This is a genomic window from Mesorhizobium sp. ORM8.1 (assembly GCF_053005525.2).
In genome coordinates this window covers 181,943-205,012 of record NZ_JBRKPX020000002.1, presented here as the reverse complement: position 1 = coordinate 205,012, position 23,070 = coordinate 181,943, and the positions used below count along the sequence as shown (strand labels likewise).

General features: G+C 60.6%; 16 protein-coding genes and 3 pseudogenes. 15 read left to right on the top strand and 4 right to left on the bottom strand.

Going from position 1 to position 23,070, the window contains the following annotated elements; translation table 11 throughout:
* Positions 1-33: 33 nt before the first annotated feature.
* Positions 34-1,128: a hypothetical protein gene (locus ACVDG8_RS37795; RefSeq protein WP_447250490.1), complete on the bottom strand. Its 1,095-nt coding sequence runs from the start codon at positions 1,126-1,128 to the stop codon at positions 34-36.
* A gap of 197 nt (positions 1,129-1,325) precedes the next feature.
* Between ACVDG8_RS37795 and ACVDG8_RS37790 the strand changes: the two genes are divergently transcribed.
* From ACVDG8_RS37790 to ACVDG8_RS37780, 3 genes are all read left to right on the top strand, one after another.
* Positions 1,326-1,589, top strand: a complete 264-nt coding sequence (locus ACVDG8_RS37790; RefSeq protein WP_447250489.1) for a hypothetical protein — start codon at positions 1,326-1,328, stop codon at positions 1,587-1,589.
* A 444-nt stretch (positions 1,590-2,033) separates the two neighbouring features.
* Complete coding sequence (locus tag ACVDG8_RS37785; RefSeq protein WP_095809220.1) at positions 2,034-2,372, top strand: type II toxin-antitoxin system RelE/ParE family toxin; 339 nt, start codon at positions 2,034-2,036, stop codon at positions 2,370-2,372.
* Positions 2,369-2,713: a helix-turn-helix domain-containing protein gene (locus tag ACVDG8_RS37780; RefSeq protein WP_447250488.1), complete on the top strand. Its 345-nt coding sequence runs from the start codon at positions 2,369-2,371 to the stop codon at positions 2,711-2,713. The genes ACVDG8_RS37785 and ACVDG8_RS37780 overlap by 4 nt, the downstream gene beginning before the upstream one ends.
* 17 nt (positions 2,714-2,730) lie before the next feature.
* Here the strand turns inward: ACVDG8_RS37780 and ACVDG8_RS37775 are convergent.
* Positions 2,731-3,799 (bottom strand): annotated as a pseudogene (locus ACVDG8_RS37775) (site-specific integrase).
* Between the two features lie 294 nt (positions 3,800-4,093).
* Here ACVDG8_RS37775 and ACVDG8_RS37770 point away from each other — a divergent pair.
* Together ACVDG8_RS37770 and scpB are read left to right on the top strand one after the other, a co-directional pair.
* Entirely contained in the window at positions 4,094-5,047 is a 954-nt protein-coding gene (locus ACVDG8_RS37770; RefSeq protein WP_447250487.1) for a DUF1403 family protein, read from the top strand.
* Between the two features lie 2 nt (positions 5,048-5,049).
* Entirely contained in the window at positions 5,050-5,748 is a 699-nt protein-coding gene (scpB, locus tag ACVDG8_RS37765) for an SMC-Scp complex subunit ScpB (protein WP_447250486.1), read from the top strand.
* 8 nt (positions 5,749-5,756) lie between these two features.
* Here the strand turns inward: scpB and ACVDG8_RS37760 are convergent, their stop codons facing one another.
* Positions 5,757-8,369 (bottom strand): AAA family ATPase, encoded by a 2,613-nt coding sequence (locus ACVDG8_RS37760; RefSeq protein ID WP_447250485.1) that lies wholly within the window; start codon positions 8,367-8,369, stop codon positions 5,757-5,759.
* 656 nt (positions 8,370-9,025) lie between these two features.
* Here ACVDG8_RS37760 and ACVDG8_RS37755 point away from each other — a divergent pair.
* From ACVDG8_RS37755 to ACVDG8_RS37730, 6 genes and pseudogenes are all read left to right on the top strand, one after another.
* Positions 9,026-10,284 (top strand): annotated as a pseudogene (locus tag ACVDG8_RS37755) (metallophosphoesterase family protein).
* Between the two features lie 17 nt (positions 10,285-10,301).
* Positions 10,302-13,751, top strand: coding sequence for an AAA family ATPase (locus ACVDG8_RS37750; protein WP_455707935.1), 3,450 nt, complete (start codon positions 10,302-10,304; stop codon positions 13,749-13,751).
* 483 nt (positions 13,752-14,234) lie between these two features.
* Positions 14,235-17,534 (top strand): type ISP restriction/modification enzyme, encoded by a 3,300-nt coding sequence (locus ACVDG8_RS37745; RefSeq protein ID WP_447250482.1) that lies wholly within the window; start codon positions 14,235-14,237, stop codon positions 17,532-17,534.
* Between the two features lie 100 nt (positions 17,535-17,634).
* Positions 17,635-17,916, top strand: coding sequence for a hypothetical protein (locus ACVDG8_RS37740; RefSeq protein WP_126089350.1), 282 nt, complete (start codon positions 17,635-17,637; stop codon positions 17,914-17,916).
* A 17-nt stretch (positions 17,917-17,933) separates the two neighbouring features.
* On the top strand, positions 17,934-18,890 hold the full coding sequence (locus tag ACVDG8_RS37735) for a COG2958 family protein (protein WP_128373687.1): 957 nt from the start codon (positions 17,934-17,936) through the stop codon (positions 18,888-18,890).
* A 57-nt stretch (positions 18,891-18,947) separates the two neighbouring features.
* A complete protein-coding gene (locus ACVDG8_RS37730; protein ID WP_447250481.1) occupies positions 18,948-19,172 on the top strand; it encodes a hypothetical protein in 225 nt (74 codons plus the stop codon).
* Between the two features lie 37 nt (positions 19,173-19,209).
* Here the strand turns inward: ACVDG8_RS37730 and ACVDG8_RS37725 are convergent, their stop codons facing one another.
* Positions 19,210-19,920, bottom strand: coding sequence for a topoisomerase DNA-binding C4 zinc finger domain-containing protein (locus ACVDG8_RS37725; protein ID WP_447250480.1), 711 nt, complete (start codon positions 19,918-19,920; stop codon positions 19,210-19,212).
* Between the two features lie 120 nt (positions 19,921-20,040).
* Between ACVDG8_RS37725 and ACVDG8_RS37720 the strand changes: the two are divergent.
* From ACVDG8_RS37720 to ACVDG8_RS37705, 4 genes and pseudogenes are all read left to right on the top strand, one after another.
* Positions 20,041-20,352: pseudogene (locus tag ACVDG8_RS37720) on the top strand (CapA family protein); the annotation flags it as partial.
* Positions 20,353-20,635: 283 nt separating this feature from the next.
* On the top strand, positions 20,636-21,586 hold the full coding sequence (locus ACVDG8_RS37715; RefSeq protein ID WP_447250479.1) for an IS630 family transposase: 951 nt from the start codon (positions 20,636-20,638) through the stop codon (positions 21,584-21,586).
* A gap of 140 nt (positions 21,587-21,726) precedes the next feature.
* Positions 21,727-22,194 carry a hypothetical protein gene (locus ACVDG8_RS37710; RefSeq protein ID WP_447250478.1) on the top strand — a complete coding sequence of 156 codons (468 nt, stop codon included), beginning with the start codon at positions 21,727-21,729 and terminating at the stop codon, positions 22,192-22,194.
* Positions 22,195-22,196: 2 nt separating this feature from the next.
* Positions 22,197-22,880, top strand: coding sequence for a DUF2971 domain-containing protein (locus ACVDG8_RS37705; protein WP_447250477.1), 684 nt, complete (start codon positions 22,197-22,199; stop codon positions 22,878-22,880).
* The last annotated feature ends 190 nt before the right edge of the window (positions 22,881-23,070 follow it).

Genomic DNA, 23,070 nt, shown 5'->3' with positions numbered 1-23,070 from the left:
CAAGCGCCTCGGCGCCACAGTTTTGCGTCTCGCTCAAAACAGATACGGTTTGTCCGCCCAGGCGAGCAGAACGGCGGCGTCCTGATCGGGTAGCCGCACCCGGCCCGTGCGCAGGCCTTCGGCGATCGCGTGACCGACATTCGGATCGACCCAGTGGCCGTGGGTCATCAGAAAGAACCAGGCGAAGGGCAGACCGATTTCGCTGTCGATCGCCTCGATCCGTTCCATCAGCCGGTGCACGGAGACGCCTTCGTCGGCGAGCAGCCTCTCAGTCGGGATTTTGAGGGGCCGCGGAATAAAGCCAATCTCGCGCCGGCCGCGATCATCGCGGTCGTGGATGTCGAAGGCCCAGTGCGCAAAGATGCGGTCGATGGCAGCACTCGATCGCTCCCAGGCAACAAAAAAGCGGCTTTCGCGAGGCACGAAATCGAACCAGTCGGGATTGGCGTCAAAAAACGCGGTGTCGCGTGTGCCATCTGGCCCGACCTCGCGGATGACACGGTTTTTCAGCTCGGGCCGCTGCGCCTCGCGCAGTTCGCGTTCGATGCGCGCCCGGCGCGCCAAAAAACTGCGCATGTGGACGATGCCGCCGCCGGAACGGCCGCGCAGCCGGTAGACTGGCCCTGCGAGCTGTTGTGTCTCGACCGCGGAACCGCGCAAAACCCAGGTCGGATCGAACAGATCGTCGATGGCGCGGGGGCGATAGTCGGGATCGACCACCGCGCCGGCGAGAAACTCGATCTCGCGGCCGAGCGATATCTGCACGAAGTCGGCGGCGCCGGGACCGGTCGAGGCAAAGGCGAAGGCCGTGGTGCCGCGCCATTCGGCGAATTTTTCCCCGCTCTGACGATGCCGGTTCCAGAAGGCGTTGAGGTCACCGCCGACCTCGGCCAGTTCATGCTCGACCCAGGCGCGATGGTCGTCGAGGCGGGTGCCGTCGGCAGCGACAACGTCGTGAGGGTTGCACCAGTAGGGATCGTCGATGGTGGCGACGGTGAAGACGAAGCCCGGAAAGGCCTTGTTCAGGGCAGGGGCGAGTTCGACGTCGGCCGACTGCGGCTCTAAAGCCGCGAGGACGGTTTCGACGGAAGCGGGGTCGGGCAGGCGGACGGGTTTTTGCTCGGTCATTCTCGGGCTCCGGCCGGGTGGGAAATCCCCGCTTTTTTCGTCAAGGGAACGCCGTGCGTCGTCGTAGGCGATCTTGGAGGGCGATTCTGGCTGATTTCGGTCACGAGAACAACGCTGACGTCCCGGATCGCCGATGGGTGCGCTGGAGGGCGGCAACTTTGTGCGACAAGCCCTGAAACGACTATCTTGCACGCATGATGAGCAAGCATCTGGGTTCAGTCCTGACGACCGTGAACGCGCCCTACAGTGATCAACTGGACGACGCGGCGCTGGCGCATTGCATTGCTGATATCGATCTGGCCAAGCAGCATCCCGGTCATGTCAGCGCCTTTCTCGGCGAGGTTCCTCTCGCTCAGCAAGTCGAGTTCGCAACCGCTCATCACATTGGGGTCGATGACCTGAAGGCTTTTGCCGCCAAGTTCTCTGCCTGGTCCGGCGAGAGCTATCCGCTCGCCGCGTAATGGCTGGACTTGATAGCCGACGCCCGTCCGAATGGCGGCGGCTTTTTGGTATAACTATCGACCTGATCGATCAGCTTCGCGAGAATGCCGGGGAAGATGACTTTGAATGGTCATCTGGCGGCGGAACGGCGATGATGACCTCGAGAAGATGACTAACGGATCGCGCCAGACGATCAAGCCGGGACGACCAGCGTGTCGCTGGCGCCTATCTGCGAAGCAGCCAGGATAGGGCAGGGGCGGGGCGCGGACGCCCCGGAACCGCGCTGCTGGACGATTACCTCGCAGCCGGACGCGTGCACCTGCGTCTGAGAGATCGTCTACGAAGCGGATCCCCAAACGCGGAGGATAAGGATCACCGAGATGGCGGAGTGCCCGCAGGTCGCCAGGCATTGACTTTCCCCGTTTCCACTTCCATATAGTGACCCATTGGGTCATATGGGTCGCATGCAGACAGTTGCCGAGACACCGTTATTCATCAAGCAGGCAGCTGAGCTGTTCAGTGAGGATGAGCGAAAGGAACTGATCGACTTTCTGGCCGCCAATCCGTTGGTTGGTGATGAGATTCCCGGAACCGGCGGGGTGCGAAAGGTGCGGGTTGGCGCCAAAGGCAAGGGCAAGCGCGGCGGTGCGCGCGTTATCTACTATTGGTACAGCGACGACGCGCCGATCTACGCGCTATTGGCCTACGGAAAGAACGAAAAAGTCGATCTGAAGCCCGATGAAGCCAAGGCGGTCGCGGCATTCGCCAAGGCGATCAAGGCAGCTAACAGGAGCAGGACATGAGCGAGATGACGAAGTTCGGCGCCGATCTGATCCAGGCGATGTCGGAAGCTTTGGCTCATGCACAAGGCAAGGACGTTGCCGGCATCAAGGTGCACAGTGTGGAAGTTGGCGCTGTGGACGCAAAAGCCGTGCGCAAGAGGCTCGATCTGACGCAGGATGAGATGGCAACCGTGCTTGGGACCAGCCCATCCGGCTACAAGAAATGGGAGCAGGGAAAAAGGCAGCCGAGTGGCGCTGCGCGCACATTGCTTCGCATCATGGAGAAAGAGCCTGAGGCCGTGCTGCGAGCCCTGTCGTCTGAGAAGCAGACGACCAAAGAACCTGCTGGTGCATCACACTGAGCAGGGGAGGGGCTTTTCTACAATCCGCTCGCCTTGGTGAGATTGACACGGAACCGATCGCGTCTGCGCTGATAGCGGCGAGTCATTTCAGCCGAGGCATGGCCGAGCTGCTTTTGCACATAGCGCTCATCGACTTCGGCCGAGGAGGCGAGGCCAGCGCGCAGCGAATGGCCAGCAAAGAGCTTTCCGCGTTCGCCTTCCGGCAGGTCGCCGCGTACGCCGGCCGCCAGCGCGGTCCGCTTGACCAGGCGGGCGACCTCCTGGTCATTGAGCCGATCGGCGCCAACCGCCTTGCCCTGGCCGGTGACGCGCCGGAACAGCGGTCCGTGTGCGATACGGGCGAGCTTGAGCCAGGTCTGCACCGCGACAACCGGGCAGGTGGCATCGGACGAGCCGCGCCCGACTTCGACCTCCCGCCAGCCGGTTTTGCCGCGAAGGGAAACGAGCATGCCCTTGTCGAGGATCTCGATCCAGCCGCGGCCGTCCTCGGTCTGGTCGCGGCCGACATCCAAAGCCACGATCTCGGAGCGGCGCAGGCCGCCGGCAAAGCCGAGGAGCAGCATGGCGCGGTCGCGCAAGCCGCGCAGGGTACCGCGATCGAGTGTCTCGAGCATGGCAATCAGATCCTCCGGCAGAATGGCTTCCTTCTGCCGGGGCGGGGCGGCGTGGCTGTTGCGGATGCCGGCCATGACCGTGGCGATATGCCGGTCTTTTTGTCCAGCGGCTGGCCACGCTGAGAAAAGTTCCAGGTCAGCGACGAAAGCCGTCGCTCGATTGTCGAGACGGCGTTCGGCTTCCTGTCCCCCGTTAGCTTGCCGGACGCGCAGGCCGTGATGTAAAGGCCGACGACCTGCGGATCGGGCGGCAACACATCGAGATGCTGGCGGCGCGCCCAGGCGCAAAAATGCTTCCAGTCGGCGGCGTAGGCGCGCCTGGTGTTGGCCGCGCTCGCCGCCTCGACATAGTCGCGGGCACGATCGGCGAGTTTTTCCAGATGCGCCGGCACACGTGTCTGGCCGCCGCTGATCGGCAGGGCAGGGGAGGGGCTTGCGCAGGCTCGTCTTCCGGCGCCTGATCCATCGCCATGACGATCGAGACGATGTCGGGCAGCTCGCCGTCGAGACTGTCGGCGCCGGCCCCGGGCTCAGCCGACACCGGCGCGGCGGAAACAACGTCTTGCGGCCCCGTACTGTGGGACGCTCCGGAGGGTCGCTGAGGGCGATTTTTGGGCTTCTGCTCGCTGAGAACGGCCATTTATCATATAGAGACGAAAACGAATGATAATGCAAGATTATCATTCGTTTCATACCGCCGACAGGCTGTGCGTTTCGGTGTGAAAATCATGGCGTAAAGCGCACGGACACTTTAGCCTCCAAAACCATGATTCGCCTCGATCCCCCGACCGCCAGCCCCACCGCGCCGCCAACCGTGCCCGTCTGGGCGCTCGCTGCCGGCGGCACGCTGCATGAGGCCGACGCCGCCTTCCAGGCCGGCGCCGCCTTGGGCGCCCTCGACACGCTTGCCCGCGCGCAAGCCAGCTGGGCCGGCGCCTGGCGGCAGCGGCTGGCGCTCAACTGCGCCGCCGCCAGCATGCGGCTCGCCGGCCGGGCCGAGGACGCGGCCGCCCTGCGCGATGCCTGGTATCTGCGCCAGGCGGGGGCCGATCCCGGTCCGGCCGGCGCCATCCTTGGCGCCTGGCGGCAGTTGGCCGGGCAGCCGCCCGCCGCCAGCGCCGATCGGCTCGAGAAGGTACTCGACCAGCTTGGCCTCCATTGGGACGGCCACGCGCTCGCCGACCTTTGCATGCAGATCGAAAATCTCGCGGTATCCCAGCGGTCGGCGCCGTTCGCCGCCGCGGCGATCGCCGCTCATGTCATCGCTATGAGGCCGGATGCCGAGATCTTTGCCTGGTGGCTCGCCGACCTGGTGCTGGCGCAAGGCCTGCGCTGGCCGCGGCCGCTGCCGCTGCTGATGGCGCAGGCCTTTGGTCCGGCTTTTCGCGGCGAGGCCGGCGGCAAGCGCATCCTGCCCGGCGAGACAAGTTTTGAGCGCGCGGTCTGCGTTGCGCTGGTTCATGCGGCGGCCGACGCCTGCCGACTCGCCTCCGAGCTGTCGCGTCGCGCGGAACGGCTTATCGCCGTCGCACCGAAGCTGAGGGCAAAGGGATCAGGCGATGTGATCCAAAGACTGCTCGACGACGACGCCGTCTCCGGCTCGCTGACGACAAAAAACCTGTCGCGTTTTGCGGCGCGACGTCTGTTCGAGCGGCTACAGCAACTCGATGCCGTGAGGGAGCTGTCGGGCCGCCCCACCTTTCGTCTGTTCGGGCTCTAGCCATGAGCGAAGCGTCTGCCCGCCGCAAGCCAAACGTTCAGCCGGCGTTGCTGGATACCGAGCTGGAGCACCTGCCGCCGGAGCTGCGCTGGCGTGAGTGGATGGGCCGCGTCGAAGCGGTGATCTTTGCCGCAAATGAACCGGTGACACGCAGTGTGCTGGCGCGGGTGGTCGGAAGAAATTGCAATATCGAGCTGATCATCGACGACATTCGCGCCGAACTCGCCGGCCGCCCCTATGAGCTCGTCGCGGTCGCCGGCGGCTGGCAGCACCGGACCAAAAAGGTTTTCGGCGACGCCATCCATGCCGCCTTCGGCACGGCAGTGGACGAGGGGGCAAAAGAGCTGTCGCAATCCGAAGCGCTTGTTTTGATGTGCATTGCCTATTTCCAGCCGATCACGCGTGGCGAGCTGTCGAGCTTCTTCGGCAAGGAGGTGTCGCGCGACCTGATCGGCGTGCTGCGCGCTGAGCAGCTGATCGCTTCGGGGCCGCGCAGCCCGCAGCCGGGGGCGCCCTATACCTATGTGACGACCAAAAATTTTCTGTCGCAGTTCGGGCTCGACACGCTGCGCCAGCTGCCGGATTTCGAGGCGCTCGAGGATGCTGGGCTGCTGTCGAAAGAAAAGCTGCTCGCGGGCGACATCATGCCGGGGTTTTCGGACCCCGGCGAGAGTGGTGCCTACGCCGCCATCGATGAATAGAGGGCCTCTTAGGTGATGGCTTTTTGGCGTGTGCGCAAGGATTCCGCCCAATCGGTGAGGGCCTTAATATCGTCTGAAACTTCAGTCGGCGCCGGCGGCTCTTCATTTCGGACGCGAGAGGGATCATGGGCTTCGATGATGTCGCTGCACTTTTTGAATGCGGTACGGAAGATCTCTGCGTCGGCTTCTAGGAGAACTGACACCTTCTTCAGGTTTTTCGTGTCGATGTAATCGCGATGACGGATCAATACACCTGCAAAGACGATCTCTTCCAGGGCGCGTTCCCAGGTAGCGCGGAGATGACCATAGAGCCTGATTGCTGCATTGCGATACCCATCTTCGTCATTGGCGTCGTAGAGCGCTTTTGCCGCCCGTTGGTCTTTCTCAAGCCGGTCGACCCGCGCCCTTACCCCCGCATGATCCCAAGGGAGACCATCTCCTACTATGCCCGTTCCATTCGGGCCGCGCGATAGATTGGACATTTTCGTCGGAAGGCCTTGGCGGAATGCACCGTCATTCAAGTCGTTTACGAACACCAAGTCGTGCGTAAACACGATGATCTGCCGTTCCTTTGCCTCTTCCACAAGCCGATGCGCAACTTTCCGCCGCCATCGGTGATCGAGGGACGTCACCGGATCGTCGAAGATCAGTGCAGATTTATGGGTGGCAGTTGCCAGCTCGGTGAGGAAAGCCGCCAGAGCTACGCAGGTTTGTTCCCCCTCGCTCAACACTAGGTGCACCTTAGTTTTGGCATTGGCAAAGAGGCGGATTTGATAGTTCGGCGAGCCATATTGGCCGCCGGATCGGACTACCTCGACACGGACTTTCTCCGCGGCGAGCCGAACGATTTCGCGCTGAAAGCGGTCACGCATTCGGGGTGTGATAATCTCGTCTGCGAGTTCGTTACCGAGTTTGGTGATCGCCGTCGTCGACGTCTGACCTAGGCACTTGGCCAGGCGATCCAGCTTCACAAGCCGATCTATCTCCTTCCCGGCGATGTCGTGTAAGTGGCCAGCAGCGGCTCTATCTTTCAGCTCGTCGTGCTCCGCCTGCAGGATCTTGCGGCCTTCAAGGTCTGCAGCGGCTTCCAACTGACGAGCATAGACGCGTGCTTCGCTTTCAATCTCCACTAGTTCTGCTTCGGGAAGGGTAGCTTGTGGCGACAGCGCCATCCCACCAGGGCTGACAAGATCCCTGAGGCACTGCAACCTACGCAAATCGGCTGACGCCATGAAGCGCAGTACTGCCGCCGCCGCAGTTGGATGGTGGATAGCAATACGTCGCCGGATCTCGCCTATGAACCTGATGTCGGGGTGCCTGGATCGGAAGTCCGTGAGCGCGGTGTCGTAGGCCTTCTCAGCAGCCGTAGCCTGCTTTTCCGTGTCCTCGCGGATGAACCTCTCAAAGGTCACCAGGCGTGCGCCCGCGTCGGCGTTCAACGGTTGATGGCAAAGTACGCAGTGCTCTCCCTCCACTGGCGGGAACTGCTGTTCAACGTGCTTCGAATAATGTCTTGCAGCCTCCCAAAGGGCTCGCCATGTTTCGGCGCCGACCCCAGGAAACGTAGCATCCTTGAAGGCGGTCTCGGCCGACAGCAAAGCCGCCGCGCGCTTAACCCTTGCATCGTCCGCAAGGCCCTTCAGCGCGTTGAGGGCGTCGTCCGTGTAGACTTCCTGTACCTTCTTGATATAGCGTAGGACTTTCGCGATGCCATCGGCGAATTGTTGCTGTTCGGTCGCCGCCTCGACTGGATTCTTTGCCAGGTCTTCGGCGAGCTGCTGAAGACGCGCCCGTTCGGCATCAGTCATGGTGGCTAGGGCACAAAGGCCATCGAGCTTGGTGTTGTGTTTGAGCTGAGACATGATCCGCCCGACAGCTGTGGTCCCCTGCCACGTTGGCGTGTCGAAAACCGGGTCTTTCAGTGCCTTCAGATGACCTTCCTCGGCCTGGATCGAGGTCTTGAGTTGGGTGCAAATTCCAGCAAGATCATCCGGAATGTCGAGCCCGAATGGCCGGAACGCGACCTCGTTTTTATCCTGGATATGGACTGCACCGCATTCTCGGTCGAACACGCTCACCGCAGAGAGTACCGGATCCGGGTTTGCATTGTCCTCCCAAGGGAGAACGGGTTGCAGCACCCCATCTCTAGAAATGGTGAAGTTCGCGGTCGCTTTGCCTCCGAAGGAAAGCGAAAACGCATCTGGCATTATTTCGCCGGCTTTGCGCGCCCGGCAAGCGCGCTTGAGTACTCGGCCGTATCCGGATTTGCCAGCGCCGTTTGGCCCATAGATGATCGTTAAACCCTTTTGTTCGAACGCAAGCGTCTGCTTCGGAGCAAGTTGATTGACCCCTACGACGTCACTGAGCGACGATAGCGTGATAGCGGATCCATTTCCTGGGTTAGCCGGCAAATGCGCCGACTCAAGTGGCGCGGCTTCGAGCTCGATATCAGGCGCGCCATGCTCCTTCTTGCATAAATCGAAGATCTCACTGACGCCCGCCGCATTAATAGTGCCTGACGTCACAATGCGCCGGAGGGCATCCCTCTGCCATGCCGGCCTGCTTTGCGACCAATCGAGAATCGTTTGAAGAACAGTCTTACGCGGTGCGGGCTGATGCATGGCACGATTTACCTGAGGAGGTCATGTGGAATGGCAGGAGACCGCAACCTATACTAGCGACGCCGAGAAGCAATCATGGGGTCAGCACAAGAGGCTGGAAGGCTCCCGCTCCGCCGGCGCTAGGTGGCATCGGTTAGAATAGACGAACCAGGAGCGTACGAATGGAAGAGATTTCTACCGTTGGGATCGACCTGCGAAGTCGGTGTTCAGATTCATGCGATTGATGGCACCGCAAAGTGGTCGTCTGGCGCCAGCGCTGCCAGCAGACGTTGAAGTTTTTTACCACCCTGCCTCGTTCGGTATGGAAACGTGCGCGCGACAGCCCGATCCCGCGACCGGCCCCAGTAATTAACATCGTCCTGGTCATGCCGCGGCCCCTATCTCGAGTCCATGAATGAGGGGTGACAGACATGCGATGCCCCGGACACGGCTCAGCAATCAATCGCGAGCCAGCCGAGGGCAACGCGGTCCGCACACGGAGCCGTTTAGCGGTCGAGTGTTGATGTTTATCATAGGATCTAGCTCGCCTCCCGTTGCCCAACGCTGTCGGACTTTGCTACCGAGGCCCAGGAGACCGCTAGCCGTGACGTTCGGGCGACTAGGCCTTGGTGTCCGCATTTGCCTGAGCTTCTGTTCGGGCCTGGAGAGCGCCGCGGATGGCATTTCGATTTGTTCATACAGCCGACATCCATCTCGATTCGCCTTTGCGCTCGCTTGCGCTGCGCAATCCCGAGCTTGCCGAACTCGTCGGAGATGCCAGCCGCCAGGCATTCACCGCGATAGTGGATTTGTGCCTTGCGGAGGATGTCGATGCGCTTGTGATCGCCGGCGACCTTTATGATGGCGACCAGACCTCGATGAAGACGGCGCGCTTTCTGGCTTCCGAGTTGACGCGCCTCCATCAGGCCGGTGTCAGAGTCTACATGATTCGCGGCAATCATGACGCTATGTCTAGGATTACGAAGCAGCTTGTCATGCCCGACACGGTGACCATTTTTGAGGCCGCTGCCAATCGGTGATCCAGCCTGGCTCTGGAGTGGACGTTGCTTTCCATGGGCTGAGCTTCGCCAGCCCCAAGGCGCCCGAAAGCCTCTTGCCCAAATATGCCGCCCCGCAGGAGGGCGCTGCCAACATCGGCATCATGCATACGAGTCTGGCCGGTTCCCCGGCCCACGATGTCTATGCACCCTGCAGCGTCGCCGATCTGCACGGCCACGGCTTTGACTATTGGGCACTTGGCCATGTCCACATTCGCCAGGTCTATTCCGGTGCGAGCACGCTGGTAATGCCGGGGATCCCTCAGGGAAGGGACATCAACGAGGCAGGCGAGAAATCGGTCACGCTGGTCACTATCCGCGATGATCGCTCGGTCGAGATCGAGGATAGGCTCACCAGTGTCGCGCAGTTCGAGCGGGTGAGTGTCGATCTGACCGGGGCATTGGAGTGGAGTGAAGCCATCGTCCGTATCCGAGCAAGGCTGGAGCAATCCCGGGAGATTGCCAGATCGCGATACCTTGTTGCCCGCCTTCGCCTGATCGGCACGTCTGCCCTTTCATGGTCGCTGATGCGCGACCGCGACTTGGCCGTCGCTGAATCTGAGCAGGCAGCGGAGCAGGCGGGCGACACCTGGGTGGAGAAGCTGGAGCTTGATCTTTCGGCTTCCGCTGTCGGAGATTCGGGCAATGTTGCCGATCCCACTTTGGAGCTCGCTCAATCAATGCGCGCCAATGGGAGCTCGGAAGCATTTCGATCCGAAGCGCGCGAATTCGTCTTGAAGACGATCGCGGACCTGCCGCCCGATGCGCGGGGCTTCGCCGGCAAGGACGAAGCAGGGCTCGAACAGTTTCTCGACGATGTGCTTGCCGGAAGCGTAGACCTGGTCACGGCCCGGCTCAAGGCAGGCGCGACGCGATGAGATTGCGGCGCCTTGACTTGACCCGCTATGGCAAGTTTACCGATAAAGCGATCGACTTCGGGGAGAAGCCGGCTTCGGACCCGGATTTGCATATCGTCTTCGGCCTGAATGAGGCCGGCAAGTCGACAGCGCTTTCCGCCTATTTGGATCTGCTCTTTGGCATCGAGGAGCGCAGCCGCTATAATTTTCTGCACGAATATAGCTCCATGCGCATCGGCGGGTTGCTGGAATTCGAGGGACGGACGCTTGGCGTCTCACGCACCAAAAGCCGCAGCAACTCCCTGCACGACGCTGAAGGCAGGCCGCTCAGCGAAATTGCCATTTCGGCAAACCTCACGGGCTTGTCCCGCGATGCCTACAGCAGCATGTTCTCGCTCGATGACGAGACGCTGGAAGCGGGCGGCAAGGCGATCCTTGAATCGCGTGGCGATCTCGGCAAGCTCCTTTTCACTGCCAGCGCCGGGCTTGGGCATGCCAGCGACGTCCTGGCTGCACTAGATACGGAGGCAGACGGTCTTCATCGCAAACAGGCCCAGAGCACCGAAATCGCGTTGCTAAAGAAGCGGTTCGCGGAGCTCAAGTTACGCAAGGAGGCGATCGACACGCTGGCCTCGACATTCGAGGCGCTCGAGGCGGAAAGGGTGGAAGCCCAGGACAAGTATGACCGCAGCCTGGCTGAACGCGCGGTGTTGTCGGCGCGGCTCGCCACGATCGAACGATATGCGCGCGCCGCGCCGCTCCTTGCCGAAATAAAACGCAAGGCAAGCAGGCTGGCTGAGCTGCCTGACATGCCGTCTCCTTCCCGGACCTGGAGTGGCAGCGTCGCGGAATTGATCGATCAGGATGCCCGATTGAGAACCCGCCTCCAGGCCAATGCCGATGAGATTGATCGCGCGAAGGCAAAGATCGAAGCAATCGCCGTCGATGAGGCTGTGCTGGCGATCTCGGAGCAGGTGCGAGGACTTGCCGATCGCAAGGCGCGCTATCTGTCCGCGGGCATGGATCTGCCGACCCGCAAGATGGAAGTCCAGATGCTCGACCAGGTCGTGGCGACTTGTCTCGCCGCGCTCGGAAGGTCGGCCGAACAGGATCCGTCCCGGCTCATTCTGCCTGCCTTTGTGGTCGGCACGCTTCGCAACATGCTCGAGCAACGCTCCGGGATCACGACGAGCCTGCAGATGGCCCGCGATGAAGCCGCTGCCGCGCTCGACGGGCTCAACGCTGCGCAAGGCCGAGTTGGCGAGGAGAGGGCAGTGCCCGAGCCCGCAAGAGCCAGATTGATGGCAGCCGTGTCGGGGGCGAAGCAGAGTAGTCACACACGGGAAATTCGAGAGGCGCGCGCCTTGGAGGCCGAGCGGCAAATAAGGCTGGCGGATGCAATGCGGCGCCTCCAGCCATGGTCAGGGGATGCCGACGTACTTTCGAAGATGTCGGTCCCGCCGCCGACGCAGGTGACTGCCTGGAAAACACTGGCCGCGGACCTTCAAAGGGACAAGGCAGTCTTCACCGAGCGTCTGGCTGAGTATGAACAAAGTCGGATAACTACTTCGTCACGGTTGGCTACTGTCCGCGCCTCGGCCAATCTCGCTGACGATGAAACAGCCACAGCCATACGACGTGAGAGAGACGAGGCCTGGCGAAGTCACCGGGCGGACCTCAAGGCTGAAACTGCGGACCTGTTTGCCACAGCATTGGCCAAGGATGATCATGTCGGGGCTGGACGATTGGCCCATGCGAGCGAGCTCGCAGATCTGCGCGCAGTGAAACAAAAGGTTGCCGAGACCGAAGCGGCAATAGAGCGCGCAAGCTGCCAGCTCGCCGGGGCGTCGCAGCGCGCAGAGATAGCGTCCGCTGAAATCAAGGAAGGAGCTAGCGCCTTACTTCAGGATTGCCAGGCTCAGTCGCTCGACCTTTTGATAGGACTTCTCGAAGAGCGACTTTCCGCACGCGCTGACGCGCTTGCCTCTTGGGACGACATTCTGCTCGCACGCGCAAGAATTGAATGCGCAATAGCCGAGGGAGAGTGGATCCATCTCGCATTGGCCTCGGCTCTTCAAAGCGTTGGAATTCAGCCGGACGCTGGTGAGGCCCTGGAGGCATTGGCGGTCGCAGCTGACCGCTTTCTGGACAGGCAGGCGAAGGTCGACGCGGAACGGGCGGAAGCGCTGAGGAGCGTCGCCGCGAAGGAAGAGGAGCTGGCCGCCAGGCGGCTCGCTGTTGAAATTGCCGAAAGGCGAGAGGGTAGATGGCAGGCCGAGGTCAAGGAAACGCTGAAGGGCACTTGGCTCGAAGAAGGCATTGCCGGGACAGGCCTTGGCAGTGTGCTCGACCAGTTGTCGGAGCTGTCGAAGGCCCTGCAGGATCGTGAGGCCATGCGCATCCGCATCCGCAAGATGGAGGCGGATAGGACTGCATTTGCCGAAGAGGTGGCCAGCCTCGGTGCGCAGGGCGCCGAGTGTGCGAGCGACGAGGCGCCAGAGCAGGTTAGCGTCAGGCTGACAGAGCGTCTCGAGCAAGCTGAGCGTGCTCGAGAGGCGAGGGCAAATCTCCTCCTTGATGTTCAGAAATTGCGCGAGGTTCGAGAGGCGCTGAAAGCCGAGGTCGCGGCAAACGACACGACGAAACAGGAAGTGCTCGATGCCTTTGGGGTAAGAACTCTGCCGGAGGTCTCAGAGCGCGATGAACAGCTTCGCGAGCGAGACGGCCTGCAGAGCACCGTGGCCGAGCTTGAAGAACGGCTGACGAGCGAGTTCGCCCTTGAGGACTTCGCCCGGGCGCGCTCATTGCTGGAGAGCGTCGATCTCGACGAGTTGGCAATTGAAAAGGCCGAAATCGAGCGGCGCCTCGCTGACCTCGATGAAGCATTGCAACAGCAACTCGTCCGGCGTACCCGAGCGACCGACAAGCTCGACGCGATTGGCGGCGACAGCCAAGTTGCCCGCATCGATGCCGAGCGCCGCACCGTGCTTCTCGAAATCGAGGAGAAGGCTGCCCGTTATATCGAGTTGAAGCTCGGTGTCATGTCCGCGGCAAGCGCGCTCCGGGTCTACCGCGAACGTCACCGCTCTGGAATGATGAGCCAGGCCTCCGACGCCTTCGCGCTGATCACGCGCGGCCAGTACACAGGCTTGACGACCCAGCCGGTAAAGGGCGGTGAGGTCCTCATCGCCACGCAGCGGGATGGCCAATCGAAGGTCGCAGACGCTTTGTCGAAAGGCGCGCGTTTTCAGCTCTACTTGGCTCTGCGCCTCGCGGGATATTACGAGTTTGCCAAGCTCAGGCCCTCTGTTCCGTTCATCGCCGACGACATCATGGAGACCTTCGACCATCTCCGGTCGGAGGAAGTTTTCCGCCTGTTTGGCGAGATGGCCAGCGTAGGCCAGGTGATCTATCTCACCCATCACCAGCACCTATGCGAGATTGCGAAGTCGGTCATTCCCGACGTTATGATCCACGAGCTCGGGTGATCTACGCGGCATTGCCGTTGGCCCGCACTCGCCGACAAGCGACACTTTACCGACCGCACTCGGACCTTCATCATGTCCCCGTGGACGTAGGCTCTGCTGCTTCTTGATTGCAGTCATTGTCGACGACGGGAAAAAATAGCGGAGGGCGTCCGTCCTCGATAGAACCTGAATGGTAGGAGATTCGGGCACCGTTTTTTCTGGTGGAGGCTTCCTGCAAAGCATCTCGTCTTCGGATGCGATCCAGGCAGCGTTGGGCGGGCGCGTCCGGGCCTTGGTGGAGGTCGGTGTGAAGGCACTCCTGCGAGCGCTGCTGAAATGAGTCCAAGAGACGACCGCCTTTATCGTCGGTTCGTGGGGGCGGGCAATATTGTTCGGAATTGACTGAAAAAATGCCTGCAAATCTAGAGCTCTTTGAATAGGTTCAACAGAAAGTGGCAGTTTGGCCTGATTCACCCTGGGGGTGGGACGGCGCGGAGGGGAATATTGGCCGCAGGGACAGTTGCAGGTGCGGTGTCGGCCTATGGCGCATCGCTGAAACCGAAGCTTTCGAATCCGGCAATCGGCGGGCAGCCCGAGGAGCAGCTTCGCGGGCCTCTTGAGGTGCTGGTCAAGTCGCTTGCGGAGGTCGAAGGTTTCGCAGCCGGCGCTGTCCACCTGGTCGGCGAGACCCGCCTTGCCGACATCAAGACCCGGCCAGATTTCGCGGTCACGGCCAACAAGGTGCTGGTCGGATTCATCGAACTAAAGGCACCGGGCAAGGGTGCCGATCCGCGCCGCTTCACCGATCCGCACGACAAAGAACAATGGGGCAAACTGAAATCGCTGCCCAATCTCCTCTATACCGATGGCCAGTCCTTCAGCCTATGGCAGGACGGTGAGATCGTCGGCAAGGTCGTCGCGCTCGAAGGCAATATCGAAAGCGATGGGGCGAAGCTCGGCGCCCCCGACGGGCTGCTGCCTCTGATTGTCAACTTCCTGACCTGGAAACCCATACCGCCCGCCAACGCCAAGCAGCTCGCGCAGATTTCGGCGCGACTGTGCCGCCTTTTGCGCGATGAGGTGATTGAACAACTGGAGCGCAAGAGCCAGGGACTGACGGATCTCGCCAGAGATTGGCGCAGGCTGCTGTTTCCGGAAGCCAACGACTACCGTTTCGCTGACGGCTATGCGCAGGCCGTGACGTTCGGCCTGCTCGTCGCTCGCGCGATCGACATTTCGCTCTCCGGCGGCATCCACCAGGCAGCCTATCAGTTGCGCGGCTCCAATTCGCTGATCGGCACCGCCCTCGGCCTTCTTACTGACGACCCCGAAAACCAGAAGGCGTTGGAGACGTCGCTCGCCACGCTGACCCGCGTGCTGAACGAGGTGAACTGGCACACCATCAGCAAGGACAAGCCGGAAGCCTGGCTCTATTTCTACGAGGATTTTCTCGAAGTCTACGACAACGATCTCAGGAAGCTGACCGGCTCCTACTACACGCCGCCGGAGGTGGTGGCAGCGATGACGCGGTTGGTGGACGAAACCTTGCGCGGACCGCTGTTCTCGCGCCCGGCGGGCCTGGCATCGACCGACGTGACGCTTGCCGATCCGGCGATGGGCACAGGCACCTTCCTGCTTGGGGTCATACGCAAGATTGCCGCCACGGTCGAGGCCGACCAGGGCAAGGGCGCGGTGCGCGGCGCGGTCGAGGCGGCGATGAGTCGACTGATCGGGTTCGAGCTCCAGTTCGGCCCCTTCGCCGTCGCTCAGCTTCGCCTGATCGCCGAGTTGCAGGCTCTGACGAAGCCGGATGCCAAGACCCCGCCGAAACTACCCGACTTGCAGCTTTTCATCACCGACACGCTCGGCAACCCATATATCGAGCAGGACACACTGGTGCAGAGTGGCCCTATCGCGCAATCGCGGCGGGAAGCAAACCGGATCAAGCAGCAGCGCGACATCACCGTCGTGCTCGGCAATCCGCCCTACAAGAATCAGGCAAGTGGCATGGGCGCCTGGGTGGAGCAAGGCGCGACCGGTCGCCCCGCGCCGATGGATTGGTGGGCGCCGCCGCCGGAATGGAAGCTTGGCGCCTACACCCATCACTTGAAGAACCTCTATGTCTATTTCTGGCGCTGGGCAACGTGGAAGGTGTTCGGCACCGGCAACCGTGCAGCGACCGGAACCCCCGACCGGGACGAGGAGGGCATCATCTGCTTCATCACGGTCGCCGGCTTCCTTGGTGGGGATGGATTTCAGAAGATGCGCGACGATCTCCGGCGCACCTGTTCCGACATATGGGTGATCGACTGCTCGCCGGACGGACACCAGCCGGAAGTCCGGACTCGCATCTTCCAAGGCGTGCAGCAGCCCGTCTGCATCGTGTTGGCGGCGAAGCCGCTTAGCAAGGATCGGAACACGCCGGCCAGGGTGAGATTCCGCGCGCTCCCCAAGGGGCCGCGCGGGGACAAGTTCACCGCGCTGGAGACCCTGACGCTCGACGCGTCAGACTGGCAGGATTGTCCTGCCGACTGGCGCGCGCCGTTCTTTCCGGCAGCGAGTGACGAGTGGGTAACGTTCCCGCCGTTAGATAGGTTTTTCGACTGGTCGAGTCCCGGCACAAAAACACATCGGACGTGGGTTATCGCTCCCGACCCCGAGTCTTTGTCTCGGCGTTGGGACGCATTACGCCGCGAGACAAACATCGAGAAGAAGGAACGGCTGTTTCACCCCGACCGGGATCGATACCTGGACAAGGTTGTGTCTGTCGGATTGGGCGATCACGGAGTGAGAGCCAGTGCAGTTATCAAAGACGAAGAATCGATCGTTTCCCCCTGTCGATACGGATTTCGATCCTTCGATCGCCAGTGGATCGTGCCAGATCATCGCCTTTTGAGCATGGCTCGGCCGACATTGTGGAACTGCTACTCCGCGCGCGAAGTCTACCTGACTGCCTTGGAAGCATCGTCTCCAAAATCCGGACCAGCGATCACCTTCACAGGGCTGATTCCAGATCACGATCACTACAAAGGCTCATTCGGCGGCCGGGTATATCCGCTGTGGCGAGATGCGGCGGCGAAGGTTCCGAACGTCCCGACGCAACTGGCTGGCGTGCTAGCCGACGTTTACGGCCATGCGGTCTCGGCCGAGGATGTCTTGGCCTATCTGGCGGCGGTTATGGCGCATCCGGCCTTTACCGCGCGGTTCCAGAACGACCTCGTACAGCCTGGCTTGCGCGTGCCGTTGACTGCAGACCCGGCACTGTTTTCGGAAGCCGTCGCGCTCGGCCGTGAAGTCATCTGGCTTCACACCTACGGCGAGCGTTTCGCCGATCCGGCAGCCGGACGGCCGAAGGCGCCGCCGCGCATGGCCGAGGGTGCCCGGCCGTTCATTCCGGAGGGTGGCAGCATTCCCGGTCCGCCGGAGCCGCTGCCCGACACCATGGAATACGATCCGGCCAAGCGTCGGCTGCATGTCGGCAACGGGTTCGTTGACAACGTCTCGCCGGAAATGTGGGCCTATGAAGTCTCAGGCAAACAGGTGGTATGGCACTGGTTCAGCTACCGCCGGCTTGACCGCACGCGGCCACAGATCGGCGACAAGCGGCCGCCATCGCCACTCGACAGGATACAGCCCGACCATTGGCTGGCCGAATACACCAGCGACCTGATCGACCTCCTCAATGTGCTGGGGCGGGTGATCGCGCTAGAGCCGACGCAGGCCGACCTGCTGGCAAGCATCCTGAAGGCCGAGCTCATCAAGGCCGATCACCTGAAGGTGGTATTGGGTGCCAGAAATAACTGACAGTGTAGCGTCAGGAAACCGGGGATAAGCAGGTTTCCAGCCATCGCTTGGCCCGTTTAGCTGGGGCATAGTGCAACCAGAGAATCGTATCGGCAGGACAATGGCCAGGAATCAGCTCGACCTTTTCGGCGCAGCCCAGCCCGAGCTTTTCGACGAGGACGCGCCGACCGTCTATTACCACGGCGACCCCGACCGTGTGCGCGCGCGGCTGCACAGGCTGATCGCCGAGGCGCGGGCGGCTGACACGTTGCCTTGGGACCCCGACAGCGTGCGGCTGTACCGCAAGATCGTGCCGCAGATGGTGCTGTGGCTGCCCGAAGACGAAGCAAAGCAGCTTTGCTTCGATTTCGAGGAGGAGATGCGGCGTCTGTTGGCGGCGTAAACTCGGGGCTGTCATTCATGGCATTAGAATTGAAGAACAGGGTTGTTGAACTTTTGTCAGCGAACCCAGGGAAGAGATTCAAAGCCAGGGACATAGCGATATGGATCGCAGAAACATATCCCGAGGCGGTGGCAGCGAAGATAAAGCGCAGCGTAGCAATCCAGACCCATGATCAGCTTCTTTATCAGCTTGTCGCCGAGATCGGGGCTAACCGTCCCATCTGGCAAAAGCAGCTTCCGCAATTGCGCAGCACGGAAGGCGTGCGACCGCGCCTCTTCTATTGGTCCGACAAGACCGAGGAACAGGAAGTGGCTGATGTCGAGAGCGGCAAGGAGCCTGTCCTTGAGTTCGCGACCGCGCCGGAAGGTGCTGTTCCCGCTGCCGCCGGCGAAACCCAAAAGAAGGTTCTGCGGCGAAGTGAACATGATCTGTATCCGCTGCTGATAGAATTTTTGGAAGCGGAGCACGGTGTTCAAGGCCATCGCATCGACGAGAAGAAATCTTCCAACACGTACGGGAGTGGCGGCAACAAGTGGTTGTTTCCTGACGTGGTGGGGATGGAAAACCTGTCGGACGGCCTTCACCCCGAGGTTGTGACAGCAATCCGGGAGAGCCGCGATAGGCAAATCCGACTCTGGTCGTTTGAGGTAAAGCTTCTCATCAACCGTTCGAATGCCCGCGAGACCTATTTTCAGGCCGTTTCGAATTCCTCATGGGCCAACTATGGCTACCTTGTTGCCGCTAATTTCGAAGGTTCCGAAACTCTCAAGGAATTGCGAATTCTGTATGCGATGCACGGCATCGGCCTGATCCGCCTCGATGAGGAAAATCCTATCGAGAGCGAAATCCTTGTTCCGGCGCGCGAGAAGCCAGATATCGAATGGCCTATGTGCAGCCGCCTCGCAACCGAGAACAAGGACTTCAAGCAGTTCATGACGAAGGTCCGCCACTTCTTCCAGACGGGCGATATGTAGTCGACAATCCTCCCACCACGTAGAGATAAATCAAAGGGTCGATTGTAGGGGGCGACGATGGATCCGAGGAGAAGGTTAGACGAGAAGAGGGAAAGGCTTCGCTCGTCAAGGGTTCCCTTCATTGAGACCTATCGAGAGGCGGTCCTTGAAGAGCAGCCGCTTGGAAAGCCTCTGGAACGCGAGGTCATCGTTATCCGGATCGAGAAAAGCCATTTTGTGCTCTACTCGTTGCTTTTTGGGTTTTTCCTGGCCCTCATCATCGTTGGCATAATTTCCGGGTAGATGCCCTATGTTGAGGGTGGTTGGCGTGGGCGGACGGTCAGCCGGCCACCGAACAAGAATACCTGCATCGCGGATATTCGGAGCAGCCCAGGAATTCGCCGAACCTGCCGCTCTTTCTAACAAGGTGACCGCGACAACTCTCTGTCGGGCATGGGGGCTTTGGCGCTTTGTTGTGATGTTTCTGTTTCTTGAATTCCCAAGGATGGATGTTGTCCTTGAAGGCCCATATGCCCCGCTTTGCGCGTTTGGCGTCCTCCAGGGCATCGAGGTAACGCTGATCGGGTCCGTATCGCTCCAGAACCCAAGCCCAGCCATTGACGACCATCTCTAGCTCGACGTTTCTCGTCACGCGGAAGGGCGCCCCAAACGTCGTTATGACATGAGGGCATGACGACGGTGTTCTGAACTCGCCGGCGGCGTAATCCAGCGTCAGATAGGGGACGCAAACGACACGGCCGTACGTGTCTACTGACCGCCCAGTATTCATCTTCATCAAGATGGCAAGTTCGACCCACTTGCCGCCGATCAAGGCGGTGAGGAAATCCCTGGCCTCTTGGCCCCCGGGCTGTTCAATTTCCGGAGCATCGATGAACCCGAATCTAGCGGTTATCTCAATCTCGGCTTGATCCCTTGGGTTTCCTGTGACCTCGGAAACCTTGACCCGAGTTAGAAACCCGTCACCATCGAATATCTTTAGCACCGGAACACTAATCGTGTCCGTTTGTGGATCCTCAGGCACAATGATCACCGGATTTACTTCTTGAGTCATTGTAGCGGCGGCCAAGGGATTGGGATAGGGATAGGAATAGGAATAGGAATAGGAATAGGAATAGGAATAGGAAGACTATATCTTCCACGTTTCGTTTAGGAAGCCGATATTGCTTTCACGAATTTCGAGACCACGGTGTTCGGCCAGCATGGTGGATGACCGATGAAGGGTTCCTACTTTGGTTGTTCGGCACCCGTGGTGCTGGATGCGCTGAAGGACATCGGGTTCAACGCCCTAGCGCTCTCCAACAACCATGCCTTCGATCTCGGCCCGCTTGGCGTTCTGTCGACGCTCGAAGAGGCGGCGGAGCGAGGCTTCCATCACGCCGACATCGGTGTCGATGCCGAGGATGCGCGTCGCCCGGGAATGAAAACCTTTGGCGCGAGAAAGGTGGAGCTTGTAAGCCGGGAGCCGAAATGATCGAGGACTTGGCGGCCCGTTCACTCTCGCACGGCCTGTCGATCGCCGTCAAAAAGGGTGCCGAAATGCTATGTGGCCGCTTGCGAGCTGAACCGACTGCTTAGCGCCTTCAATACAGTCGTTTAGGCCGGTGTCATCAGTTCCTAAAGCTGCCTTTCATCCGGAACCGGTTTTATCGTCAGGCTGGGGATTGCTAAAGCACGTCGCGATTTAAGGGATTCAGGATTCCCCTTGATTTGAGTTCATGATTCATTGCGGTTGAAAGGAGACCGCGATGGGCAAGCCGCTACCGCTTGAGTTGCGTAGGCGTGTTGCTGCGTATGTCGATGAGGGACATGGCCACCGCGAGGCTGCGCGCCATTTCCGTGTTTCGCCTCGCTTCGTGAACAATCTGATCAACCTGCGCCGGCAGACCGGTTCGCTTGAAGCGCGTCGGCAGGGTCATATTGGCGGCGGAAAGCTTGAGCCGTATGCGGAGTTTGTCCGCTTGCGGTTGGCCGAGACCGGCGAGTTGACGCTGGATGAGCTTTGCGTCGAGTTGGAGGAGCGTGGGGTGAACGTGCACCGCTCCAATGTCGGGCGCCTGCTCCAGCGCCTGGGGCTCAGTCATAAAAAAACTCTACAGGCCAGCGAGCAACAGCGGGCCGACGTGCGCCAGGCGCGTGAACTATGGATGGGGCGGCGAAAGCGCTTCTTCAACAAGGCTTTGGCGCGGTTGATCTTCATCGATGAGACGTCGACCAACACCAAGCTGACCAAACGCACAGGCTGGGCGCCGAAGGGCGAGCGCTTCAGGACGCATGCACCATTCGGCAAATGGCAGACGCAGACCTTTATCGCCGGGCTGCGATGCCACGGTCTTGTCGCGCCATGGATCGTCAACGCGCCGATGAATGCCGCCATCTTCGAACACTACGTCGAAACGCAGCTCGCTCCCGAACTGTCGCCCGGCGATATCGTCATTCTCGACAATGTCGGCTTCCACAAGAACGAGCGCGCCGCACAACTGGTTCGCCAAAGGGGCGCCTGGCTCCTGTTCTTGCCGCCATACTCGCCCGATCTCAACCCGATCGAGATGGCCTATTCAAAACTCAAGGCACGGCTGCGAAAGAAGGCGGCCAGAACCTTCGACGCACTCTGCCAAGCTCTCGGCGATATCTGCCACCTGTTCGAGCCGGCCGAATGCAGAAACTTCTTCAAAGCTGCCGGATATGAGGCCAATTAATCGCGACACGCTTTAGGAATGGCGGGTTTGGATGAGTGCTTCCACGTCGGGACGCTGACAATAGAGTCGAGATATGGCACCCAAGAGAGCATGATTTGCAAACACCCGAAGTAAGCGCGGGATTGACGGAGGGGCGGTCGATGCAGCCACGGTTTCTGGAGAAGGTTGGTGGCCTTCACACCTTGTACGAGAAGCTGATAGCGATGAAGCCGCACGCCGGTACACCGCCACCAACAAAGATTCCCGTCAGCGGCGTCTACCTGTTCAGCGAAGGTGACGAGCCCCTGTACGTTGGCCGTTCAAACCGGCTGCGTGAGCGCTATTTTCTCCACACCCGAAACGGGTCGCGCCACAACCAGGCGAGTTTCGCCTTCCGGATTGCAGTCCAATTGCTAGACCTCCCCGCCGCCCGCTATACGAAGGAGGGTGGTCGCAAGGAAATCGCGCTCATGGAAGATTTCATCCGGGAGTTTGCGGCAGCCAAGACGCGCATTCGCAACATGAACTACCGCTATGTTGAGGAAACGGATCAGACGCGGCAGGCGCTGCTTGAAATCTACGTCGCAACGGTTCTGGACACTCCATACAACGACTTTAGGACTCACTAACCATGCGGCGGCTCTACCACTTCCTGAAGGGCCAATATGCGGTCGCCGCCATCGAGAAGCGGCGCCTACGCATCTCCCGAATCGAAGACCTCAATGACGCTTTCGAATTCATAGGCATCGCGCTCGACAACAAGCGCGACCGCATCCACCTGTCCTCGTATCGTCGCCGGCTGGACATGGAGCAGGGCATTATCTGCATGAGCGAAACTTGGTCCAAGCCGCAGATGTGGGGGCACTATGGCGAAAGTTTTCGCGGGATGGTGCTTGGGTTTGACATTTCGGAAGACGACTTCTTCAAGGTCCGCTACCGCAAAACCAGGCCGCGCCTTGCCGACCTCGGACTGTCGTCGTATGCCGAAATCGGACCTGAGCACCTTAAAGACTTGGCGCGGATAAAGTCTGACGGCTGGGCATATGAAGACGAGTGGCGCTGGCAACTGCCACTGGTCAATCCCGAGGTCATCCAGGGCCAGACGCACTACTTCCAGCCATTCGGGTCCGGCCTGCGGCTGAAGGAAGCCATTGCCGGTCCAAAGTTCCGCGAGCGCTCCTATGAGCAGATGCGGGAGATGGTGAAAGGGATGGACGTCGAGGTAATGCTGGCACGAGGCGACTTCGCCAAGTTCGAGGTCACCCGTCAACGCCAGTTTAGTTTATGGCCGCCTGTTGATCCGCAGACACCTTAGCGGCAACAAAGCGTTGGCAGTTCGGCAGGGTAGGAGCGAAAAGAAGGCAGGCTGCTCGCCCAAGACGTAGCTCAACGTCTGATATCACGGCGGCGACCGGAAGGAGTCATCCTGCCTTCGACCCCGTTGTGGCTGTCTGGAACGCGCCTTCATTTCGGCCATTCGAGGTGCCATCGGAAGCCGCCCAATG